Source organism: Pelomonas sp. Root1444, from assembly GCF_001426885.1.
Taxonomy (GTDB): domain Bacteria; phylum Pseudomonadota; class Gammaproteobacteria; order Burkholderiales; family Burkholderiaceae_C; genus Pelomonas.
Map to the genome: position 1 here is coordinate 25648 of NZ_LMFP01000008.1, position 22761 is coordinate 48408.

At 69.4% G+C, this 22761-nt stretch carries 13 protein-coding genes; 4 read left to right on the forward strand and 9 right to left on the reverse strand.

Annotated elements, in window-relative coordinates; all coding sequences use genetic code 11:
• The first annotated feature begins 43 nt into the window (after window positions 1-43).
• Window positions 44-2881, forward strand: coding sequence for a TonB-dependent receptor domain-containing protein (locus ASD35_RS09915; RefSeq protein ID WP_157275479.1), 2838 nt, complete (start codon window positions 44-46; stop codon window positions 2879-2881).
• Between the two features lie 96 nt (window positions 2882-2977).
• On the opposite strand, the gene fusA is transcribed toward ASD35_RS09915, so the two are convergent.
• The 9 genes from fusA to ASD35_RS09960 form a co-directional block, all read right to left on the reverse strand.
• Window positions 2978-4990: an elongation factor G gene (gene fusA / locus ASD35_RS09920; protein WP_056874775.1), complete on the reverse strand. Its 2013-nt coding sequence runs from the start codon at window positions 4988-4990 to the stop codon at window positions 2978-2980.
• 356 nt (window positions 4991-5346) lie between these two features.
• Window positions 5347-7632, reverse strand: a complete 2286-nt coding sequence (locus tag ASD35_RS09925) for an excinuclease ABC subunit UvrA (RefSeq protein WP_056874776.1) — start codon at window positions 7630-7632, stop codon at window positions 5347-5349.
• Between the two features lie 90 nt (window positions 7633-7722).
• The gene (locus ASD35_RS09930; protein ID WP_056874777.1) at window positions 7723-9258 is read right to left on the reverse strand and encodes a tryptophan halogenase family protein; all 1536 of its coding nucleotides are present in this window, start codon (window positions 9256-9258) and stop codon (window positions 7723-7725) included.
• Between the two features lie 2 nt (window positions 9259-9260).
• On the reverse strand, window positions 9261-10262 hold the full coding sequence (locus ASD35_RS09935) for a cupin-like domain-containing protein (protein ID WP_056874778.1): 1002 nt from the start codon (window positions 10260-10262) through the stop codon (window positions 9261-9263).
• Window positions 10262-10978 (reverse strand): SapC family protein, encoded by a 717-nt coding sequence (locus tag ASD35_RS09940; RefSeq protein ID WP_056874779.1) that lies wholly within the window; start codon window positions 10976-10978, stop codon window positions 10262-10264. The genes ASD35_RS09935 and ASD35_RS09940 overlap by 1 nt, the downstream gene beginning before the upstream one ends.
• Window positions 10978-12519, reverse strand: a complete 1542-nt coding sequence (locus ASD35_RS09945) for a tryptophan halogenase family protein (protein ID WP_056874977.1) — start codon at window positions 12517-12519, stop codon at window positions 10978-10980. The genes ASD35_RS09940 and ASD35_RS09945 overlap by 1 nt, the downstream gene beginning before the upstream one ends.
• 100 nt (window positions 12520-12619) lie before the next feature.
• Window positions 12620-15592, reverse strand: coding sequence for a TonB-dependent receptor (locus ASD35_RS09950; protein WP_056874780.1), 2973 nt, complete (start codon window positions 15590-15592; stop codon window positions 12620-12622).
• Window positions 15593-15785: 193 nt separating this feature from the next.
• A complete protein-coding gene (locus ASD35_RS09955; protein ID WP_056874978.1) occupies window positions 15786-16811 on the reverse strand; it encodes a LacI family DNA-binding transcriptional regulator in 1026 nt (341 codons plus the stop codon).
• A gap of 98 nt (window positions 16812-16909) precedes the next feature.
• Window positions 16910-19501: an ATP-binding protein gene (locus tag ASD35_RS09960; RefSeq protein ID WP_235538305.1), complete on the reverse strand. Its 2592-nt coding sequence runs from the start codon at window positions 19499-19501 to the stop codon at window positions 16910-16912.
• A gap of 263 nt (window positions 19502-19764) precedes the next feature.
• Between ASD35_RS09960 and ASD35_RS09965 the strand changes: the two genes are divergently transcribed.
• From ASD35_RS09965 to ASD35_RS09975, 3 genes are read left to right on the forward strand one after another with little or no spacing between them, the layout of a single operon-like run.
• Window positions 19765-21045: an ABC transporter substrate-binding protein gene (locus ASD35_RS09965; RefSeq protein WP_157275480.1), complete on the forward strand. Its 1281-nt coding sequence runs from the start codon at window positions 19765-19767 to the stop codon at window positions 21043-21045.
• Window positions 21045-21941 carry a carbohydrate ABC transporter permease gene (locus ASD35_RS09970; RefSeq protein WP_056874782.1) on the forward strand — a complete coding sequence of 299 codons (897 nt, stop codon included), beginning with the start codon at window positions 21045-21047 and terminating at the stop codon, window positions 21939-21941. The genes ASD35_RS09965 and ASD35_RS09970 overlap by 1 nt, the downstream gene beginning before the upstream one ends.
• Window positions 21938-22756: a carbohydrate ABC transporter permease gene (locus ASD35_RS09975; protein WP_056874783.1), complete on the forward strand. Its 819-nt coding sequence runs from the start codon at window positions 21938-21940 to the stop codon at window positions 22754-22756. The genes ASD35_RS09970 and ASD35_RS09975 overlap by 4 nt, the downstream gene beginning before the upstream one ends.
• The last annotated feature ends 5 nt before the right edge of the window (window positions 22757-22761 follow it).

Genomic DNA, 22761 nt, shown 5'->3' on the forward strand with positions numbered 1-22761 from the left:
GCGCGCGGCCGACCCCATACCTACAGCCCACCGGAGACAAGACGTGCGCCACCTCACATCCCGCCCCACCGCCATCGCACTGGCCTTGGGCAGCCTGATCGCAACCGCGCCGCTGGCCCAGGCGCAGACCGCGCAGACCCAGGTCGTCGAGCGCGTCGAGATCACCGGGTCCATCATCCGGCGCTCGGTCAAGGACGAGAGCGCGCTGCCGGTCTCGTCCATGAAGGCGGTCGAGCTCGACCAGCGGCTGAACACCGAGCTCAAGGACATGATGCTGGAGCTGCCGCAGGCGAGCTCGCTGGGCAGCTATGCCGGTACGGCCGGCCCCATGACCAGCCTGCGCGGCTTCGGCCCCATGCGCACGCTGACGCTGCTGAACGGCCGCCGCCTGGCCAAGGAGCCGCTGACCAACCAGTACGTCAGCGTCAACGTGATCCCGCGCATGGCCATGAGCTATGTGGACATCCTGCGCGACGGCGCCTCCTCCAGCTATGGCTCCGACGCCATGGGCGGCGTGCAGGCCTTCTACACGCTGGGCAGCTACAAGGGCGTGGGCATCAAGCTCGAGACGGTCCGGCCGGAGCGCTCCGGCGGCGGCGCCAGCCGGGCGCTGGGCCTGATCGGCGGCATCGGCGACCTGGCCACGGACGGCTGGAACGTCTATGCCGCGCTCGACAAACAGCACCGCGACGTGCTGCCGCGCTCGGCCCGCCCCGAGCTGACCGACGGCTCGGCGCTGACGCAGCTGGGCATCAGCACGGCCCCCGGCCTGGGGGCCAACGCCACGCCCGGCAACTTCACCGACCCGACCCACCCGACCGCCGCGCTGCGCACCGTCCGCTACAACCCGATGTACGCCGGCGGCTGCCTGCCGCCCTACTCGGTGCCCAGCACCTCGGGCGGCCGCCAGACCTGCTTCCTGGACGCCAACACCCAGTACACGGCCTTCAACAACCGCAACGACATCTTCAACTTCTTCACCCAGGGCAAGCTGCAACTGCCGGGTGACCACCAGCTCACGGTCGAGTTCAACCACAGCCAGTACGAGGTCGACCAGTACAACAACCCCGCCGCGCCGACGGTGCGCCTGGCCAGCACCCATCCCTACTACCCCGGCAACGGCAAGGTGCCGGCGGTGCCGGGCCTCAACCTGGCCGGCCGGCCCATCGACGTGCTCTGGTCGGTCGCCGACGCCGGTGCACGCATCCGCAACGACGTGCACACCAACGACCGCATCGTGCTCACCGGCGAGGGCACGATCGGCGCCTGGGACTACCGCGCCGCCGTCAACCATGGCCGCTCGCAGCGCGAGACGCAGGCAGGCGATGGCTGGCTGCGCGTCAGCGGCATCGCGAGCGTGCAGGGCACGACCTCTCGCACGCTCTTCCTCGACCCCAAGCTCAACCCCTTCGGCCTGCAGGACGCCGACGGCCTGGCCCTGCTGGGCAAGGCGTCGATGACGGGCCAGACGCTGCGCCTGCACAAGGCGGAGAACACCAGCATCGACGCGACCTTCTCGCGCAGCCTGATGAAGCTGCCGGGCGGCAGCATGATGCTGGCGCTCGGCGCCGAATTGCGCCGCGACGCCTGGAAGGCCGTCGGCCTGGCCAGCAACGACGTGTCCCCGGCGTTGAACGGCCAGATCGACCTGCTGGGCGGCGACAACCTCGCCAGCGGCGCCACGTCCGCCACCAGCACCCGCATCAGCCGCGACATCACCTCCCTGTTCGCCGAGCTGGACGTGCCCATCCGCAGCGACCTGACGCTGAACGCCTCGGTGCGCGGCGACAAGTACGGCGACCTGGGCGAGACCACGGTCAACCCCAAGCTCAGCGCGCGCTGGACACCGGTCTCCAACCTTGTGCTGCGCGCCTCCGCCAACACCGGCTACCGCGCACCCAGCCTGCCCGAGATCTACACCAAGGAAACCGAGCGCACCGCCATGGCGGTGTTCAACGACCCGCTGCTGTGCCCGACCGTCAACGGCGTCGCCACGCCCAAGCCAGGTTACGCGCCGGAGCAGGTCTGCAGCCTGACCGGGTACACGCAGATCACCAAGGTGCCCAACAACGCCGGCGTCAAGCCCGAGACCTCGCGCAGCCTGACCTTCGGCGTCGCCTTCGAGCCGGTGAAGGACCTGACGATGACGCTGGACTACTGGCGCACGCAGATCGACAGCGTCATCGGCAACCGCGCCATCGACTACATCCTGGCCAACCCGTCGGTCTATCCGGGCCTGTTCCTGCGCAACCCCGACGGCACGCTGGGCGTCACCAGCGCCAACGGCTTCAAGGATGCGGTCGTCAACACGCCCTCCAACGTCGGCTCCATGCGCGGCGCGGGCCTGGATGGCAGCCTGAAGTACAGCTCGCCTCGCCAGGACTGGGGCCGCGTCACCGCGGGCGTCGACATCGCCTACCTGACACGCTGGGACGCACGCTCGGAGGGCGTCAACAACGGGGACTGGGTGTCGGCGCTGGGCTTCTTCAACGATGTCGTGCCGGTCAACCCCAACGCCGGGCTGTCCAACGCCACGCGCGGCCTCAACAACCGCTGGCGCCACACGGCCTCGATCGCCTGGGAGGGGCGTGAATGGCTGGTGCAGCTGTCGCAGCGCTACCAGAGCAAGCTCTACGACCAGAACCTGCCGGCCGTCACCGGCGCCGGCACCAGCGGCCCGCGCGACGTGAGCCCCTACGAGCAGTTCAACCTGCTGGTGCGCTATTCGGGCTTCAAGAACCTCAAGCTGTCGCTGGGCGTGAGCAACCTGCTCAACGACCAGCCGCCGCTGACCAACCACAACGCCTACCGCGGCTACCTGACCAGCGTGGCCGACGTGCTGGGCCGCGCCTACGTGCTGACCGCCGACTACCGCTTCTGACCGGATGAACTCTTCCTGGCGTCTTCCGTCGCGTGGGGTTGCGCCCACGACGACGGCGAGACCTTGAGGCCCCTGGCTGTTGCCAGGGGCCCTTTTTTAGGCCGCCAGTGCCGCCCGGGCGGGTGCTTCGGCGTAATGGCTCAACTGCATCGTGAACTGCGCCCGCCCCGAGCTGAGCGCGCGCAGCTGCCCGATGTAGCCGAACATCCGCGCCAGCGGCACGTGGGCCGTCACGACGGTCGCGTTGCCGCGCGCATCCTGGCCTTGCACCTGGCCGCCGCGGCGCAGCAGGTCGCCGATGACGTCGCCCAGGGCTTCGGCCGGGGTGATGACCTCGACGGCCATCACCGGCTCCAGCACCACGGGCGCCGCCTTCAGCACCGCCTCGCGCAGCGCGGTCGCGGCCGCCAGCTCGAAGGCCAGCGCCGACGAGTCACGCACGTGGGCGCTGCCGTCCACCAGCACGGCCTCGAAGTCCAACAGCGGATGGCCCGCGAACGGGCCCGCCTGGGCGGCCTTGCGGATGCCGGCCTCGACCGCCGGGATGAACTCGCGCGGGATCGCGCCGCCCACCACCGTGCTCTCGAAGCGGATGCCCGTGCCGCGCGGCAGCGGCGTCACGCGCAGCGTCAGCTCGGCGAACTGGCCGGGTCCGCCGCTCTGCTTGCGGTGCACGTGGCGAACCTCGGCCGCGGCCGTGATCGTCTCGCGGTAGGCGACCTGCGGGCGGCCCACCTGCACCTCCACGCCGAAGCGTGAACGCAGCTTCTCGACGGCCACTTCCAGCTGCAGCTCGCCCATGCCGGACAGCAGCGTCTGGCCCGAGTCGGCGTCCTGGCGCAGGCGCAGCGACGGGTCTTCGCGCACGAGCACACCCAGGCCCTTCGCGAGGGCCGCGGTGCCTTCCTGGCTGCGCGCCTCGATGGCCACGTCGATGACGGCCTCGGGCACCGCGATGCTTTCCAGCACGGGCGCGTCCTTGGTGGACGCCAGCGTGTGGCCGGTCAGCGTGTCCTTCAGGCCCACGACGCCCGCGATGTCGCCCGCGACGAGTTCGTCGCGCTCGACGCGCCGGTCGGCATGGATCTCGTACAGCCGCGCGACGCGCTCGGGCTTGCCGGTGCTGGCGTTGAAGACCGTATCGCCACGCTTCAGGCCGCCGCTGTAGACGCGCACGAACACCATGGCGCCGTGGTCGTCGGCGGTCAGCTTGAACGCGAGGGCAGACAGCGGGCCATCGGCCGGAGCGGCGCCAGCCGCTTCAGCGGGCGCAGGCAGGTAGGCCACGACGGCGTCCAGCAGCGGTTCCACGCCACGGTTGCGGAAGGCCGAGCCGGCCAGCACGGGCACGAAGGCGCCCGCGATCGTGCCGCGGCGCAGCGCCGTACGCAGGTCGTCGACGGGCAGCGCCGCACCGCGCAGCCAGGCGTCCAGCAGCGCGTCGTCCTGCTCGGCGGCGGCTTCCAGTAGCAGCGCGCGGGCGGCCTGGGCGGCGGGCAGCAGCTCGGGCGTGATGGCGTCCACGCGCGGCGGGGCCGTGGCGTCGTCGCGGTCCCAGACGAGGGCCTGCATCGTCAACAGGTCGACGACGCCGCGGAACTCGCCCTCGGTGCCGATGGGCAGCTGCAGCGGCAGTGCACGCACGCCCAGGCGCTCGCGCAGGGACGCGACGACGCGCTGGAAGTCCGCGCCGACGCGGTCCAGCTTGTTGACGAAGGCGATGCGTGGCACGCGGTACTCGTCCGCGAGGCGCCAATTGGTCTCGGTCTGCGGCTCCACGCCTGCCACGCCGTCGAAGACGACGATGGCGCCGTCCAGCACGCGCAGCGAGCGGCGCACCTCGAGGTTGAAGTCGATGTGGCCGGGCGTGTCGATCAGGTTGATCTGCGTGCCCTGCCAGTGCACGGTGGTGGCCGCGCTGTGGATGGTGATGCCGCGGGCGCGTTCCTGCGGGTCGAAGTCCATCGTCGTGGCGCCGTCGTGGACTTCGCCGATGCGATGGTTCTCGCCCGTGTAGAACAGGATGCGTTCGGTGGTCGTGGTCTTGCCGGCGTCGACATGGGCGATGACGCCGATGTTGCGCAGCTTGCGGAAGTTGTTCGAGTTCATGGTGGATTCCTGATGCGGTGACTGTTGCCAGCCCCCGGCGGAAACCACCTGGCAGGGCTAGCGCAAAGGCAGGACGCCGAAGCGCAGACGCGACGAAGCCGCGCTCCGGCGCTCGGGAATCGTGGCGATCAGCTTGTCGAAGGTGCGCGTGCGCATGGCGTGAACTCAGGTCGGCAAAAAACAAAACCCCGGGAGGTGCGAGCCTGCCGGGGTGGGTGGGACCGGAAGGCGTGGCGCCTTCCGAACACGGTCGAAGGGCGTCTCAGGTGTCGAGGCGGGCTTGGATCGTGTGGTTGAACTTCATGATGGGTGCCATTGTGAGCCGACCCGAACGGGCCTGTAGCGTGTGGGGGATTTCATTCATCCCTTGTTCGGCTGACATGTCTTCTGAGATGCGCAGCCGTCTCGCTCGAACCCCGGGCCAGCATGTCGGCCACGGTGCCCTCGAACATGACCCGCCCTCCCGCCTGTCCTGCCTCCGGCCCCATGTCGATGAGCCAGTCCGCGCGGGCGATCACGTCGAGCTGGTGTTCGATGACGATGACCGCGGCGCCGCGCTCGATGAGCCGGTCGAACAGCCGCAGCAGGCGGTCGATGTCGGACAGGTGCAGCCCGGAGGTGGGTTCGTCGAAGACATAGAGCCGGCCGGACTGGCCGAGTTCCGTGGCCAGCTTCAGGCGTTGCCGCTCACCGCCAGACAGGGTGGAGAGCGGCTGACCGAGCGAGAGGTAAGCCAGCCCGACTTCGTCGAGGCGGTCGAGCGCCGGGCGGATGTCGTCTTCGTCGAAGAAGGCCTGCGCCTCGGCGACCCGCATCGCCAGGACTTCCCCGATGTGCTTGCCACGCAGGCGGTACTGCAGCACTTCGTCCGTGAAGCGCCGGCCCCGGCACCGCTCGCAGATGCTGACGATGGGTTCCATGAATGCAAGGTCTGTCTCCGTGGTGCCGAGGCCCTTGCAGACCGGGCAGGCACCGCCCGAGTTGGCGCTGAACAGCGACGCGCTGGCCGCGTTGGCCTTGGCGAAGAGCTGGCGGATCGGATCGAGGATGCCCGTGTAGGTCGCCGTGTTCGAGCGACGGGAGCCGCCCAGGGCGCCCTGGTCGATGCACACCGCCTCGGGGTAGGCGCGGACGAAGGCACCGTTGATCAGGCTGCTCTTGCCCGAGCCGGCGACGCCGGTCACCACGGTGAGCGCGCCCTCCGGGATGGCGACGCTCACGTCCTTCAGGTTGTGCAGGTTGACATGCTTCAGGGGCAGCCATCCCGTCGGCGCGCGCGGGGCCCTGTTGACCCGCACGGGGCGCGACAGGCAGCGGCCCGTCGGCGTGTCGGCCTCGCGGAGTGCCGCGACGCTGCCCTCGAAGACCACCCGGCCGCCGGCGTCCCCTGCCCCTGGCCCGATGTCGATGACGTGGTCGGCCATCGTGATGACATCGGGGTCGTGTTCCACCACCAACACGGTGTTGCCCTTGTCGCGCAGGTGGCGCAGCAGCGTGCCCAGGCGCGCGACGTCCCGCGGGTGCAGGCCGACGCTGGGCTCGTCGAAGATGTAGCTCATGTCGCTCAGGCTGCTGCCGAGGTGCCGGACCATCTTCACGCGCTGGGACTCGCCGCCCGACAGGCTGGTGGTCTCGCGGCCCAGGCTCAGGTAGCCCAGGCCGATGTCGATCACGTGCTGCAGCCGGTAGGCGATCGCCGGCACCAGCGTGGCCGCGAGAGCCGCATCGACAGTGCGCACGATAGGCAGCAGCTCGGCCACCTCCAGCGCGCACCAGTCGGCCAGGTTGCGGCCGTCGATGCGGCAGCTCAACACCTTGTCGTTGAGGCGCGCCCCGTGGCATTGCGGGCACGGGCCTGCCGTGACCAGCCGATCCCATTCCGCGCGGTCCAGGCCCTTGATCTCGTCGACGTTGCGGCTGAGGAAGTTGCGGCGGATGCGAGGCAGCACGCCCTCGTAGCGGCTCGTCGGCGGCCAGCCCGGCCCGGGGTTGCTGACCGGGACATCCTGCGCATGCAGCAGCGTCTGCCACTCCGCGTCGCTGAAATCCTTCAGCGGCTTGTCGTTGTCGAACAGGCCGCTGGCCACGTAGCGCTTCCATCGGTAGCCACCCACCGCGAAGGCGCTGAAGCGGATGGCGCCCTGGTTGAGCGACAGCCGCCGGTCGAACAGCCGCTCCACGTCGACGGTGTCGACCTTGCCCAGGCCTTCGCACCGCGGGCACATGCCGTCGGGGTGGTTGAACGAGAAGACGTTGGCGTAGCCCACGAAGGGCTGGCCGATGCGCGAGAACAGCAGCCGAAGCAGCGCCAGGATGTCGGTGGCCGTGCCGACGGTCGAGCGCGCATTCCCGCCGAGGCGGCGCTGGTCGATGACGATGGAGGCGCAGAGGTTCTGCAGCGAATCGGCGTCAGGTTGGGCGTGATGCGGCAGGCGGTGCCGCACGAAGGTGGAAAAGGTGTCGTTGAGCTGCCGCTGCGACTCGGCCGCGATGGTGTCGAAGACGAGCGAGGACTTGCCCGAGCCCGAAACGCCGGTGAACACCGTGATGCGTTTCTTGGGAATGTCGACGCTGATGTTGCGCAGGTTGTTCTCCCGCGCGCCCACGACGCGAATGACATCGGTGGGATCGGACGGTTTCATCGGCACGCCATGGGGTTGGGATCGGCCCTTGCGGCAAACGACATGCCGGGCCGCAGCCGCCGTGGCCCATCACAGCAGCTTTGTGCAGCCTCAGGCCGTGGCCGCCTGCGGCTGCACCGGCGCTGCATAGCTGCGCACATAGTCCTCGTGCCGCGGCAGCTGCACCAGCTGGCGGGCGACCTGCTTGCGGATCTCGCCGAGGAAGTGGCCCAGCTCGTCGTCGCCCATCAGGTCGGCGGTCGGGTGGTGGGCACCGGGCGTGAGGCCCTGGCCCAGCATGACCTGGATCCACGAGTTCTCGCCGAACAGCTCGTGCGGTGCCTTGAACACGCGCGCGGTGTCGCTGAACATCTGGATGCGGTGGGCCAGGGACTGGGGCACGTCCATGGCCGCGCAGTGCTGCCACAGCGGCGCGTCGCGGCGGTTCGTCACCTTGTAGTGCAGGATGATGAAGTCGCGGATGTGCTCGATCTCGTCGCGCACCTGGCGGTTGTATTCGTCGATGTCGGTCTGGTGGATGCCGCCCGCCGGGAAGCACTGCATCAGCCGCGTGATGCCGCGCTGGATCAGGTGGATGCTGGTCGACTCCAGCGGCTCCAGGAAGCCGCTGGCCAGGCCGATGGCGACGACATTGCGCTTCCAGGTCACGTCGCGCTGGCCAGGGGTGAACTTCAGCACGCGCGGCTGCATCAGCGCCTCGCCTTCGATCTTCTGCAGCAGCATGGCCCTGGCTTCGTCGTCGCCGAGGTATCGGCTCGCGAACACCAGGCCGTTGCCGACGCGGTGCTGCAGCGGGATGCGCCACTGCCAGCCGAACGGGTGCGCGATGGAGCGGGTGTAAGGCACGGCCTCGCCGACCGAGGCGGTCTGCACCGCGACGGCGCTGTCGCAGGGCAGCCAATGCGACCAGTCCTCGAAGCCCACGCCCAGCGTCTGGCCGAGCAGCAGCGAGCGAAAGCCGGTGCAGTCGATGAAGAAGTCGCCCTCCACCTCGCTGCCGTCGGCCAGGCGCAGGGCGCGGATGTCGCCATCGTCATGCTGCAGGACCTGGGCGATCTTGCCCTCGATGCGCTGCACGCCATGGCCTTGCGAGATGCCGCGCAGGAAGACCGCGTAGCGCGAGGCGTCGAGGTGGAAGGCGTAGTTCAGGCCGTTGCGCGGCAGGTGCGCGAAGCGGTTCTCGAGGCCGGCACGCAGCTCCAGGCAATAGTCGCCGTAGTCGCCGTGCGGCACGCGCTGCTCGCCGCGCTGCCTTGCGGCCAGCCAGAAGTGCTGGAAGCCAGCCGTCCAGTGGTCCTTGCCGGTCAGGCCGAAGCTGTGGACATAGTCCTCGCCGACATTGCGCCAGTTCTCGAACTGGATGCCGAGCTTGAAGGTGGCCTGCGTGGCGGCCATGAACTCCTGCTCGTTGATGCCCAGCAGCTGGTGGTAGGTCAGCAGCGTCGGGATGGTGGCTTCGCCGACGCCGACGGTGCCGATCTCGTCGGATTCCACGAGGCGGATCGCCAGCCCCTTGCCGAGCACCTTGGACAGCAGCGCGGCGACCATCCAGCCGGCGGTGCCTCCGCCGGCGATGACGACGCGACGGACGGGGCCGGTGCGCAGGGGGGCGTTCGTGTGTTGCATGGTCAACGCTTCAATCGGTTGAGGAGGTGGGCGCGCATCGCGCGGGCGCCCGCGTCGTCCAGCGGCGCCAGCGCATGGCGGGCGTGCGCGGGGATGTGGGCGACCGCGCGGTCGCCGTCGTCGAAGATGTAGTGGTCGAACAGATGGCGCCAGCTGCGGCGCTGCTCCGGCGGCAGGCCGCGCATCGTCAGCAGCGCCAGCATCAGCGCATTGATGGGCGAGTCCATGTAGTCGGGCGTGCGGCGCCACCAGTAGTTCACCAGCAGGTTCAGCGCGGACAGGGCCTCGACGTGGTGCCACCACATGCTGGGAATGAACAGGGCATCGCCCGGCTCCAGCTCGGCCTCCTGCCCGTGCGCCAGGGCCTCGCGGAAGCGCGGGTGGCGGTCGAAGTCGGGGGCGTGGAAGTCGACCAGGCTGACGGCCTGGCCCGCGGGTGTGAAGTCCAGCGGGCCGACATAGAGGTTGTCGATCTGCTCGGGCGGGAACAGCGTGAAACGGCGCCGGCCGGCGACGACGCAGGCGACGTTGTCGGGCAGGTCGAAATGGGCCGAGATGCGGCTGCGGTTGCCCAGCCACAAGCTGACGATGGGGTCGTCCACCGCCAGCCCGAGGTCGTTCTCGGCGCGAAAGCCCGGCAGGCAGGTGTCGACGCTCGTCGCGCCGATGTAGAGGGCCGGCGGCTGCGGCGCGCCCAGCAGCTGCATCAGCGAGCCCAGCACGACGTCGAAGCGGCCGACCTTGCGCTCGAAGTTGAAGCCGGTGAAGTCGTCGTTGTAGAAGAGCCGGCCGCCGGCCTCGGGCGGCGCGAGCATGACGCCGACGGTGGCGTCGCGCCAATGGCCCAGCAGGTAGCCGGCGAGCGCCTCGGGCGATTGCAGGCCGGCCTGCACGGCGGGCCAGTCGCGCACCAGGCCGCGCAGCACCAGCGGCTCGGTGGCCGTGAGGATGTCGTCGCCCAGGTCGGCCGGCTTCAGGCCGGTGCGTTCGCGGATGGCTTGCATCAGGCTGGCTGCATCAGGCGGTTGCGTCGGTCGATGAGGTCGCGCCAGCGCGACATCGAGGCCAGCACCATGTGGATGGGCACGAGATGGCCGGCGCGGCTCAAGCGCTCCAGTGCTTCGCCCGGCAGGGCCGCGAGGCGCTCCTCGTGAAGGGTGTAGTAGCCCGACAGCCGCCCCTCGCTGCCGTCCTCGAGCTCGATGTCGAGCACGAAGGCCTCGAGCAGGTTCAGCGACAGCAGCGCCGCGGTGAGCTCGCGCATCTGCTGCATGCCGTGATGCAGGGCGAGCAGCAGGGCGTTGATGCGGTCCAGGAAATCGCTGCTGCCGCCGTGGGGCAGGAAGACCGCCTGCGTGCCGGCCGCGGGGCCCGCGGCGATGCGGGGGCTGGCCAGGTCGACCTGGATCATCAGCGCCTGCTCGCCCATGCCGATCAGGAAGGGTTGGCGCTCAACAGCCATGGGCAGGTAGTGGGCGTCCCATTGCCCGTCGGACAGGAAGAGGTTCTGGCCCGGCTCCAGGCCGAACAGCGCGACGGCGTTGAACTGGGTGCCGTCGGCGCTTTTCTGGAAGACGATGGGGTAATGGGCCTGGGCGTTGCGGAACTCTTCGGGCACCAGCAGCGCGGACTGCACGGCGTCGCCGAAACGCGCGCCGTGCCCGGTGTGGATGTGCAGGCCGGCGTGCGCTACGTTGTCGAGCTGGGCGGGTTGGGTCATCAGATGTGCGGCAGCCCGCTGCGGATGATGTGGTCGATGAGGGCGCGGTGCTTCGGCAGGCCGCCGAGCATGCGACGGGAGAGGGCAGCGGCGGCCTGCAGATGCGGTGCGGCGGCCTGCGCTGCCGCGGGCCTCGCGGTCGATTCTGGACGAAAGCCCATGCCGTACAGCACGTACTGGTAGCTGGCCCAGGGAAACACCTCATCGATGCGCCCCAGGTCCAGCCGCGACGGCGGGCGCTCGCGCCACAGCGGCAGCAGTTCGCGCAGCGCCTCGGGCCAGCTCGCGGGGTCGCGGTGCTCGCGCCAGTAGGCGCTGTCGTCGCGCTGGCTCAACGCGTAGTGCAGCTTCAGGAAGTCGATGACACGGCGCCAGCGGTAGGCGAACACCTCGTTGAAGCGGCGTGCCAGCGTGGGCAGGGCGGCGCGGTCGGCAGGCAGCGACTCGCTGATCCATTGCACGCTGAGTTCGACCATGGCCAGGGCCGAGGCTTCCAGCGGCTCGATGAAGCCGCTGGACAGGCCGATGGCCACGCAGTTGCCCACCCAGAAGCGTTCCCGGTAGCCGGGCGTGAAGCTGATGGGCCGCATGGCGGGCAGCGGCTGTGGCGCGCCCGTGGCGCGCAGGTAGTGGCGCAGCGCTTCGGCGGCTTCGTCCTGCGTCGCGTGGCGGCTGGCGTAGACGGCACCGACGCCGCGCCGCTGCGGCAGGCCGATGTCCCAGATCCAGCCCTTGGACCAGGCGGTCGCGATGGTGCAGCTGGCCAGCGGGGCGTCCGGCTCGGCATGGGGCACCTGCATGGCCAGGGCGGCATCGTTGAAGAGCACGTCGCGCTGCTCGACCAGCGGCACGCCGTGGTGCCCGCCGATCAGCAAGGAGGGCAGGCCGGAGCAGTCGATGAAGAGGTCGGCCGCCAGGTCGCCGCTGGTGCGCGTGCGCAGCGCGGCGACGCTGCCATCAGCGGCGGGCAGCACCGCTTCGACGTCGTCGACGATGTGTCGGACGCCGCGCTTGCCGACGGCGTGGCGGCGCAGCAGTTGGCTGAACTTGCCGGCATCGAAGTGGTAGGCGTAGTTCGCCACCGCGGCGAACTGCGGCGTGGCCGCCTGCTTGGGCGCCAAGCCAGCGTCGCAGACAGCGGTTTGCGGGCAGACGACCTCGGCGAAGGGGCGGTCGGCATGTTCGGCCAGCCAGGCCGCAACGAGGTCAGCCTCGCCGCAGCCGGTGGGCAGGGTGAAGGGGTGGTGGTAGCGATCGCCTTCGCGGCCGCTGGCCCAGCCGTCGAAGCGCGAGCCCTGCTTGAAGCTGGCGTCGCATTCGCGGATGAGGTCGACCTCCGAGATGCCGATGCGGCGCAAGGTGTCGCGCATCGACGGCCAGGTGCCCTCGCCGACGCCGATGGGCGGCGTCGAGGCGGACTCGATGAGGGTGATGCACAGCGGACCGTCGGGCCCGCCGTGTTCGGCGGCCAACAGGCCGGCCACCAGCCAGCCCGCGGAGCCGCCGCCCAGCACGACGATTTGACGCAGTCGAGTATTCACAAGCGGGGTCTTCAAACAAAAAGGGCCGCTCGCGCGGCCTCGCCCATCGGCGAACAAGGGCGGCGCCCCCGCGGACGGGAGGCCGCCGAACCAGCCGGTGTCAGAACTTGTAGCGCGCGCCGATCATGAAGCGGCGGCCGGTCTGCGTGACCATCTGCAGGATCTCCTTGCGGCGCTCGTGCGCGCGCTGGATCTCGTCGGTCAGGTTGATGGCCTCGAACTGGAAGGAGAGCTTCTCGTTCATCTTGTAGCCCAGGCTGAGGTCCACCTGGCCGTAGGGCTCGGTGTAGATCGGGTTGGGCTCGCGGCCATCGTGGCGGCCGGAGAGGAACTTGCCGCGCCAGTTGTACGCAACGCGGGCGCTGTAGGTGTTGTCCTCATAGAAGCCCACGAGGTTGCCCGAGTTGGACAGGCCTTCCAGCGCGAACTGGTCGCCGATCTTGGCGTCCTCGTACTTCAGGCCCGACTTCACGTAGGTGTAGTTGGCCGAGAAGCCGAAACCGTTGCGGAAGGCGTACTGGACATTGACCTCGGCGCCGTTGATGTAGTCGTTGCGCTGGTTGGCCGGCACGGTGATGTCGAACACCGCGATCGGGTCGCCCGGCTGGCCGACGATGGTGCCTTGCCAGTTGCCCTGGGCGTCCTTGTCGCCGCGCGTCACGCCGGGGGCGGTGGCCCGGTTCGTGAAGATCCAGTTGCGGATGCAGGGGTTGTCCGTCGCGGCACAACCCGAAGCCGTGGCCTCCTTGAACAGCGTGCCGCCGATCGGCGTGGGCAGATTGAACGGCGTGCCCTTGACGATGGTGTTGCCGATGTAGTTGCTGATGTTCTTGCGGAACAGGCCCACGGCGACGTACGAGCCCTTGTCGAGGTAGTGCTCCAGCGAGAGGTCGAAGTTCTTGGACTTGAGGGGCTTCAGGCCCGGATCGCCCTGGGCGCCGTTGCCGCCACCGGCGCGCACCTCGTTGAGCGTCTGGCCGCCCTGGATGGCGCCCCAGCCTGGGCGGCCGATGCTTTCGCCGTAGCTGGCGCGCAGCTTGGTGTCGGACGTCAGTTCGAAGTCCAGGTCCAGCGACGGCAGCACGTAGCTGTACTTGCCCTTGAGCTCGGTGAAGCTGGCCGGGCCGTAGGTCAGCGAGAACTCGTTGAACGCGCGCCACGAGATGCCCGTGGCCGTGGGCACGAGCGCGCGGGAGGTGACGTTGGTGCGCTCGTAGCGCAGGCCCAGCGCCGCGCCCACCGGCACGATCCAGTCCCATTCGGTGTTGAACTGGGCGTACAGGCTCTGCGACTTCTCCTGCGTGCGACGGTCGACCGAGCCGGGCTGGGTGTAGTCGGTCGGCGCGCGGTACTTGCCGTTCGGGTCCAGCTTGGCCGCGATGGCGTTGAGCGCGGCAAAGTCGAAGGTGTTGAAGCTGTTGAACATGGCGGAGCTGCCGCTGCCGCCCACGCGGGAGAAGTACTTGCTGATCGAGTCGGGCGTGAAGAGGTCGTCCGGGTAGTCCGCCGCCGTGGCGATGCCGCCCCAGCTGCCGTTCTCGTTGACCGCGAAGGCGGTGCGGTTCTTCACATGCGTCAGCGAGACGCCGAAGTCCAGGTTGGAGGTGTCGGTTAACTTGTAGTTGCTGCGCAGCTGCACCTGGTCCACGTCGGACTTCATGTAGCTGTTGCGGTAGGACGAACCGGTGGCGAGCTGGCGGCTCGTGTCGGACGTGGCACCGGGCAGGCTCCAGACCGGGAAGTCGTTGCTGAAGTCCACCGTCGTCGTGCCGCGGCTGAACACCGCCGAGCCCTGCACGGCATTGGAGCCGTAGGGGCTGTCCGGCTTGGTCACGGCGGTGGAGTGGTGGGCGTCCAGCTCGAACTTCAGCGAAGGCGTGGTCTTCCAGGCCAGGTTCAGGCCGGTGGAGTGGTTGGTGTTCTTCACGGCGAACTGGCCCGAGCCCATTGCAAGGTCGCCGGTGCCGACGCCGTTGACGATCTCCGAATAGATCAGCGGCGCGGCGGCGGGGCCATCGGTCCAGGTGGTGTTGGACGGGCCGAAGCCGAACCAGGCCGAGACGTCACTGCGACGGGACTGCAGCTTGTTCTCGGAGTAGGTGTGGTCCAGTGTGGCGACCACTTCCTTGATCGGCTGGAACTGCAGCGTCAGCTGGCCGTTGACGCGCTCGCGCTTCACGCCGGTGAAGCTGTAGCCGATGCTCTGTGGCGTGGAGTAGACGCCGCTGCCGGTGGGGCGGTTGACGGCCGTGCTGCCCGGGGCGATTTCGCCCCAGCCGCCGCCGTTGGCGGGAATCGTGTGCCAGCCGTTGAACACGCCGGCCTGGTTGTAGCCCAGGTCGCGGCGCTGGTAGCTGCCGGTCACCGCCACGCCGAACTTGCCGTCGGCGAAGACGTTGCTGTAGATGCCCGAGACCTCGGGGGTGACGGCGTCGCCCTTGAGGCGGTCGGGCAGGTTCTGGCCCGACTGGTCCTTGACGAGCTTGATGCCCAGGCTCGCGACCTGCTGCCTGGTATCGAAGGGGCGGGCGGTCTTGATGTTGATGGTGGCGCCGATGCCGCCCGTGGGGGCGTTGGCGCGGGTGGTCTTGAAGACCTCCAGCGCCGAGACCGATTCGGCGGCGAGGTTGGCGAAGTCGAAGGCGCGCGAGTCGGAGGCGCTGGCATCGTTGATGGCGGAGGCCGGCATCTGGCGGCCGTTCAGCAGCACCAGGTTGAAGTCGGGGCCCACGCCGCGCACGGTGACCTTGGAGCCTTCGCCGATGGCCGAGCGGTCGATGGACACGCCGCTGATGCGCTGCATGGCTTCAGCGAGGTTGGTGTCGGGGAATTTGCCGATGTCCTCGGCCACGATGCCGTCCACGACACCATGGGCGTTGCGCTTGAGGTCGACCGAGGATTCCAGGCTGCGGCGGATGCCGGTCACGATGACCGTTTCGAGTTGCTGCGCACCGCTGGCGGCGCCTGCGGGCGGCGCGGCGGCGGTCTGGGCGTGCACCGCAGCGCTGGCGAACAGCAGGCCGCTGGCGGCCGCCAGGGTGGTGAGGCGAAGGGCAGGTCGAGGCTGTCTCATTCTCTTGTCTCCGGAGTTGTGATCTTGTGGCGGTGGCCCCGAAAGGGCTGAAAGCGCTTTCAAGAATAAGCGATTGGAAGCGCTTTCAACCTAGGCAACACCCTTGGTGCGGCGTGCCGGCAACGCCGCAAGCGCGCAAGCGGCGTAGGAAAAGGCATGGCGCCGCGGTGGCGCCGGCTCCAGGGCGGAGGCTTCAGCGCGTCATGCGCCGCGTGCTCTCGCGCGCCACCAGCGCCGGCTCGGGCAGCTGCACCTTGGGCTTGCCGCCGCGCAGCAGCTCCAGCATGGCCGTCGCCGCGCCGACGCCGATCTCGTAGACCGACTGGCGCACGGTGGTCAGCGGCGGCATGGCGTAGCGCGCCATGATGAGGTCGTCGAAGCCGACCAGCGACACGTCGTCGGGCACGCGCAGGTTGCGCCGGTGCAGGCCCAGGCAGGCGCCGATGGCCATCTGGTCGTTGGAGGCGAACAGCGCCGTGAAGCGGCCGTCGCGCTCCAGCAGGCGGCTCACCGCCAGCATGCCGCCGGCCTCGGTGAAGTCGCTCTGCACGATGAGGTTGGGGTCGACCGCGATGCCGGCCGCGGCCAGCGCGTCGAAGTAGCCGTTCTGGCGCTCCACCGCGTCCTCATGGATCAGATCGCCGGCGATGAAGGCGATGCGGCGGTGGCCCTGCTCGATGAGGTGCTGGGTGGCCAGCCGGCCGCCCAGGCGATTGTCGAAGCTGAAGCTGAACAGCTGCGGCCCTTCGAGCTGGCGGCCGACGACGACCATCGGCAGGCTGTCGGCCACCTTGGTCAGCTCGGCGTCGGAGAGCCGGCCGGCCAGCACGATGACGCCGTCGACACGGCGCGACAGCAGGGTCTCGATGGCCTTGCGCTCGTCGTCCTCGTGCCAGTTGCCGGACACGAACATCGGCACGTAGCCGGCCCGCTCCAGCTCGCGCTCGATGCCGAGCAGCGCCTCGCCGTAGAAGGGGCTGGAGATGATCTGCGTGACCACGCCCACCGACAGCGTGCGCCCGCCTGCCAGGCCGCGGGCGACCGGGTTGGGGCGGAAGCCGAGGTCGCGGATGGCGGCCTGCACGGCGTCCTTCTTGGCCTGGCTGACGGCGGCCGTGCCGTTGAGGATGCGCGACACCGTGCTGGGCGACACGCCCGCCTGTTCGGCCACCTGCTCCAGCGTGACGACGCCGTCCGGCCGGCTTGAAGGCGCTTTCATCGGGGGTGGCTTGGTGGTCATCGGCGGCAGGCGGGGGAAGCCGCGAGTTTAGGCTCGCCGCCTGCGGCAGCCTGCCCGGCCGCCCGGTGCGACCGGTTTCAAGGGGGCGTCGCGGGGATGCGGTTCAACGTGGCGAGAAGCAGATCGATGTCGACGGGCTTGACCAGATGGCCGTCGAAACCACTGGCCTCGCTGCGCCGGCGGTCGGCGTCCTGCCCATAGCCGGTCAGTGCGATGAAGCCGCAAGGTGTCTTCAACACGCCGCGCAGTTGCGCCGCCAGTTCGTAGCCGTCCATCACCGGCAGGCCGATGTCCAGCAGCGCGACCTGCGGATGGAAGGCCTGCGCCACGCGCAGCGCCTCCAAGGGGTCGTGCGCGAGCAGCACGCTGTGGCCGTTGGCGCGCAGCAGCATGCCCAGCAGCTCGCCCGCGTCGGCGTTGTCGTCCACGACCAGGATGCGGCGCTGGCCATCGTGGTCGTTCGGGGTCGCGTCGCTGGCGGGCGCCGCGTCGCTGCCAGTGTCCGGGCGCTGGGTCGGCAGCCTGACGATGAACTCGCTGCCGCACCCGGGGCCGTCGCTGCGCGCCTCGACCGTGCCGCCGTGCAGCTCCACCAGGTTCTTGACCAATGCCAGGCCGATGCCGAGACCGCCCTCGGCGCGGTCCATGCCCTGGTGCCCCTGGAAGAACAGCTCGAACACGCGGGGCAGCATGGCCGGCGCCAGGCCCTTGCCGTTGTCGGCCACGGAGATGGCGATGTCTTCGCCGTCGCGCCAGGCGCGCAGCCGCACATGCCCGCCCGGGTCGGTGTAGCGCACCGCGTTGGTCAGCAGGTTGGACACCACCTGGGCGAGGCGCGTGGGGTCGCCGCGCCACAGCATGCCGGTCGGCGGCACGTCGATGGACAGCCGGTGGCGGCGCTGCTCGAACAGCATGCTGGCCATCTCGACGGATTTGGCGAGCACCTGGGCGATCTCGACCGACTCGGTGCGCAGCTCCACCTTGCCGCGCGTGATGCGCGACACGTCGAGCAGGTCGTCGACGAGGCGGATCAGGTGGTCGACCTGGCGCTGGATGATGGCCTGCTCCTTGGCGCTCTGCAGGTCGCCGCGCATCTTCATCAGCTCCAGCGCCGTGACGATGGGCGACAGCGGGTTGCGCAGCTCGTGCCCCAGCATGGCGAGGAACTCGTCCTTGGCCTGGCTGGCGGCCTGCAGCTCATCGAGCAGCCGGGACCGTTCGGCATTCGAGGCCTCGAGCACGCGCCGCCCATGCACCAGCGCCGTCACGTCCACTGCGAGCACCATCACGCCGTAGGCCGCGCCGTCCGGCGCCCGCAGCGGCTCCACGTTGAACTTGAAGAAGCGCTCCGCCGTCGCGTCGGCGGCGGCCAGGTGTGGCCGCACGCTGAGCTCGTCGACGACCACGGGCTGCCCCGTCTCGAACACCCGCTCGAGCATCTTCGGCAGTGCGGTGCCCGCCAGCTCCGGCAGCACCAGGCGGTGCGCCTTGCCCACCAGGTCCGTCCGGCCCACCATCTCGCAGTACAGCGAGTTCGCGAGCCGGAAGACGAGGTCCGGCCCGGTCAGCAGCGCCGCCGCCACCGGCGCACGCATCAGCAGGTTGTTGCGCTCGCGTTCGGTGTGCTCCCGCAGCGACCGGTCGGTGACGTCGCGGGTGAAGCAGCGGGTGTAGACGAGGCGGCCGTTCTCGAAGTAGGCGTTCGAGGTGATCTGCACATGCTTGCGGCCGCCGTCCCGGCAGCGCAGCGTCGCGGGTTGGTCGCGCAGCGTCTGGCCGGTCGCGAGCTTGTGCAGGATGCTCGTGATCAACTGCTGGTCCACATAGAACTCGGCGATGTGGCGGCCGATGTAGTCCCCGGCGGCGTAGCCCAGCATGTCGAGCTCGGCCTGGTTGGCCCACAGGATGATGCCGTCCGCGCCGACGCGGTGCAGGCCCTCGGCCGCGTTGTCGAGGAAATCGGACAGCTCCTTCTCGCGCCGGCGCAGCGTGCGCTCCGCCTCCAGGCGCCGGGCCACCTCGCTTTGCAGGGCGGCGGCCTGCTGCTGCAGCTTGGCGACGGTCGTGCCGACGTCCGCCGAGCCGGCCGGGAAGGCGAAGCTCTCGGCCGGCTGCACCCCCGTGTGCAGCGCGCACACGTGCCGGAACGACTCGGCCTGCTCGCTGCTCGCGAACAGCGCCATCGGGTAGGCGCACAGCAGCGTGAACGTGTGCCGCTGGGCCAGCCGGTTCCAGAACTCCTCCAGCTGGTGGGCCGCCTCGGGCTGACCGTCCGCACACAGCAGCGCGACCATTTCGCCGAAGGCGCGCACGGCGCGCGTGCCCCTGTGGGTGGCGCGGGCGACGACGGCGCCGACCGCCGCCTGGAAGAGGGCTTCGTCCGGACGGCCGCCGACCATGAACTGGGCCAGGGTTTCGCGCGCGTCCAGCGCGATCAGCTCCCCCGGATACCAAGGCTGCGCACTTTGGGCGCCGCCGAAGCCCTGCAGCCGGCGCCCGATGGCGGCCCGATGCTCGGGGGTGGCGATCAGGATGGCGGCGTCTGCGGAGCGCAAGGCGCCGTCCAGAAACTCCGCCACCTCCTCCACGATGAACGCGTCGTCCTCGTAGAACTGGACGAGGTGCGAACCGGGGCTCAAAGCCCGGGGCGCGAGAACGGCATCTTGCAAACTGACCTCCAGCGTCGCAGCGTCCGGAGGGCGCAACGGAAAAATTTGCCGGCGATCTCGCCGGACTCCGGTAAAGCTGGCACGACGCAGTGCCGCCCTGAACCCGGAGCGGTGGGTAAGTGCAAGCCGCGTGCCTGCCAGGCACCCCAGCTGTCGCGCAGCCATTGCCGCGCCTGCCACCGTTACCGCCGGTTCCCTAGGGTTTGTGCTGCTGAGCAATGCGCAACGGGCCACGCACAATTATGAAAGCGCTTTCATGCCCCATGTCCTCCGCCCACGTCATTCCCCGCCGTCGTCTGCTGGCCGCCGCCTTCGTTGGAGCGGTCGGCGGCGCCGCTGCGCCGGCGCGCGCTGCGCCAGCGTCGCCGCTGACCGTTGCGGCCTTCCCGCTCGTCGACGTCATCGCCAAGGACGTTCTCAAGGGCTGGAGCCAGCGCCACCCCGAGATCCGGGCCCAGGTCATCAGCCGCCAGTACGACGACCATCACACAGCCATGACGACCGCGCTGTCGACCTCGGGCCACCTGCCCGACGTCATCGCGCTGGAGTCCAGCTACCTCGGCCGCTTCGCACTGGGCGCCGGCCTGGAGAACCTGTCGGCCCCGGCCTTCGGAGCGGAGCGCTTCAAGGACAGCTTCGTCCGCTTCGCCTTCGAGACCGCGCGCAACCGCGAGGGCGCCATCGTCGCCATGCCGGGCGACATTGGCCCCGGTTCGCTGTTCTACCGCGCCGACCTGCTGGCTCAAGCCGGGCTTAGGGAGGCGGACCTGACGGCATCCTGGGAGGCCTATGTCGAAGCCGGCGCCCAGCTCAAGGCCCGGACCGGCGCCTACCTGATCGGCGACGTGCGGCTGCTGAAGGACATCGTCGTGCGAGCGGGCATCCCGACCGGCGAGGGCCAGTACTTCGACAGCCGGCAGCGCCCGCGCGTGACCCAGCCCAGCTTCGTGCGCGCCTTCGAGCTGGCGCAGCAGGTGCGCCGCCAGGGCCTGGACGCCCGCGTCGAGGTCTGGTTCAACGACTGGGCGGAGATGCTCAAGCGCGGCCGCCTCGCCACCGAGATGTCGGGCGGCTGGATGGCCGGCCAGATGGCCAACTGGGTGGCGCCCGGCACCGCGGGCAAGTGGCGCGTGGCGCAGCTGCCCGAGCACACCTACTGCGCCTACGGCGGCACCTACTACGCCATCCCGCGCCGGTCCGACCCGCGGAAGAAGCAACTCGCTTGGCAATTGATCCAGGAGCTGACGCTGGACAGCCAGCGCCAGCTCGACGCCTTCCGCTCGCAGGACGCCTTCCCCGCGCTGCTGGCCGCGCAGGAGGACGCCTTCTTCGACCAGCCCGTGCCTTTCCTCGGCGGCCAGAAGGCGCGCCAGCTGTGGCGCGACGCCGCGCGGCGCATCCCCGTCGTCAGGATGCACAGGCAGCACAAGTTCGCCGAGGAGGTCGTCAACGCCGAACTCGACAACGTGCTGGAGTACGGCAAGCCCATTGCCCAGGCGCTGGAAGACGCACAGGCGCTGCTGCTTCACAGGGCAAACCGCTGATGAGCCTTCGCATCCCCGCCCGCTGGGCGCCGTACCTGCTGGTCAGCCCCTTCCTGGTCCTGTTCGCGGTCTTCAGCCTGTTCCCGCTGCTGTTCTCGTTGTGGCTGGCCTTCCAGTCCTGGGAGCCCACCAGCGGGCTGGACTCGATGAAGTTCGTCGGCCTCGATAACTTCGTCTTCGCGCTGACCGACGGCTGGTTCTGGAAGTCGCTGCGCAACACGCTGTGGCTGGCGGTCGCGTCCGGCGTGCCGCAGCACCTCGTCGCGCTGCCGCTGGCGGTGTTCCTGCACCAGGGCTTCGGCCGCTGGCGCGGGCTGTTCTCGGGCGCCTACTTCCTGCCCTACATCACGTCCACGGTCGCCATCGCGATGCTGTTCGGCTCGCTGTTCTCGACCGACTACGGCCTCGTCAACCAGGCGCTGCACGCCCTGTTCGGCACCGAGCACATCAACTGGATGCGCTCGCCCGACGCCATCAAGCCGGCCGTCGCCATCGTCGTGTTCTGGCGCTACGTCGGCTTCAACCTGGTGCTGTACCTCGCCGCGCTGCAGACCATCCCGCACGACCTCTACCAGGCCGCCAAGCTCGACGGCGCCGGCCCCTGGCAGCAGTTCCTGCGCATCACGCTGCCCGGCCTCAAGCCCATGATCCTGTTCGGCGTGACGCTCTCCGTCATCGGCGGGCTGCAGCTGTTCGAGGAGCCCTTCATCCTGACCAACGGCAAGGGCGGCGCCGACCAGGCCGCGATGACGGTCGGCATGTACCTGTACCGCCTGGCCTTCGACTTCAGCGACTTCGGCGGCGCCAGCGCGCTGGCCTGGATCATGTTCGGCGTCATCGCCGCGCTGACCTGGCTGACCAACAAGGCCTTCGCAGAGAGGCGGGTGCAGGCATGAAGGCAATGCCCAAGCTCGCGGCCTATGCCCTGGTCGGCGTCGGCGCGCTGATCATGCTGGCGCCGTTCTATTTCATGTTCGTGTTCGCGACGCAGTCGCGCACCGACATCTTCAACGTGCCGCCGCCGCTGTTCTTCAGCGACGAACTGCTCAACAACATCAAGGTGCTGACGACGCGGTTGCCGTTCTGGAAGAACGTCGGCTGGAGCCTCTACGTCGGCCTGATGTCCACCGCGCTGACGCTGCTGTTCTGCTCCATGGCCGGCTACGCGTTCGCGATGCTGGAGTTCCGCTTCAAGAAGCTGCTGTTCGCGCTCGTCATGGCCACCATGATGGTGCCGGCCTTCATGAACATGATCCCCACCTTCATGGTGATGGACGCGCTGGGCTGGATCGACACCCACCGCGCGCTGTACCTGCCCGGCGCGGCCAGCGCCTTCGGCATCTTCCTGATGCGCCAGTTCGCGGCCAGCACGGTGCCCAGGGAACTGCTCAGCGCCGCGCGCATCGACGGCGCCAGCGAGCTGGGCATCTACTGGCGCATCGCGCTGCCACTGATGAAGCCGGCGCTGGGCACGCTGGGGCTCATCACCTTCATCAGTTCGTGGAACAACTTCATGAACCCGCTGATCGTGCTGCGCAGCGCCGACAACTACACGCTGCCGCTGGCGCTGCGCAGCCTCTTCAGCACCACCAGCACCGAGTGGGGCGCGCTGATGGCCGGCTCGGCCATCGCCACGCTGCCGCTGATCGTCCTCTTCGTCATCTCTTCCCGCCAACTGATCGCGGGCCTGACCGCCGGCGCCGTCAAATAAGAACA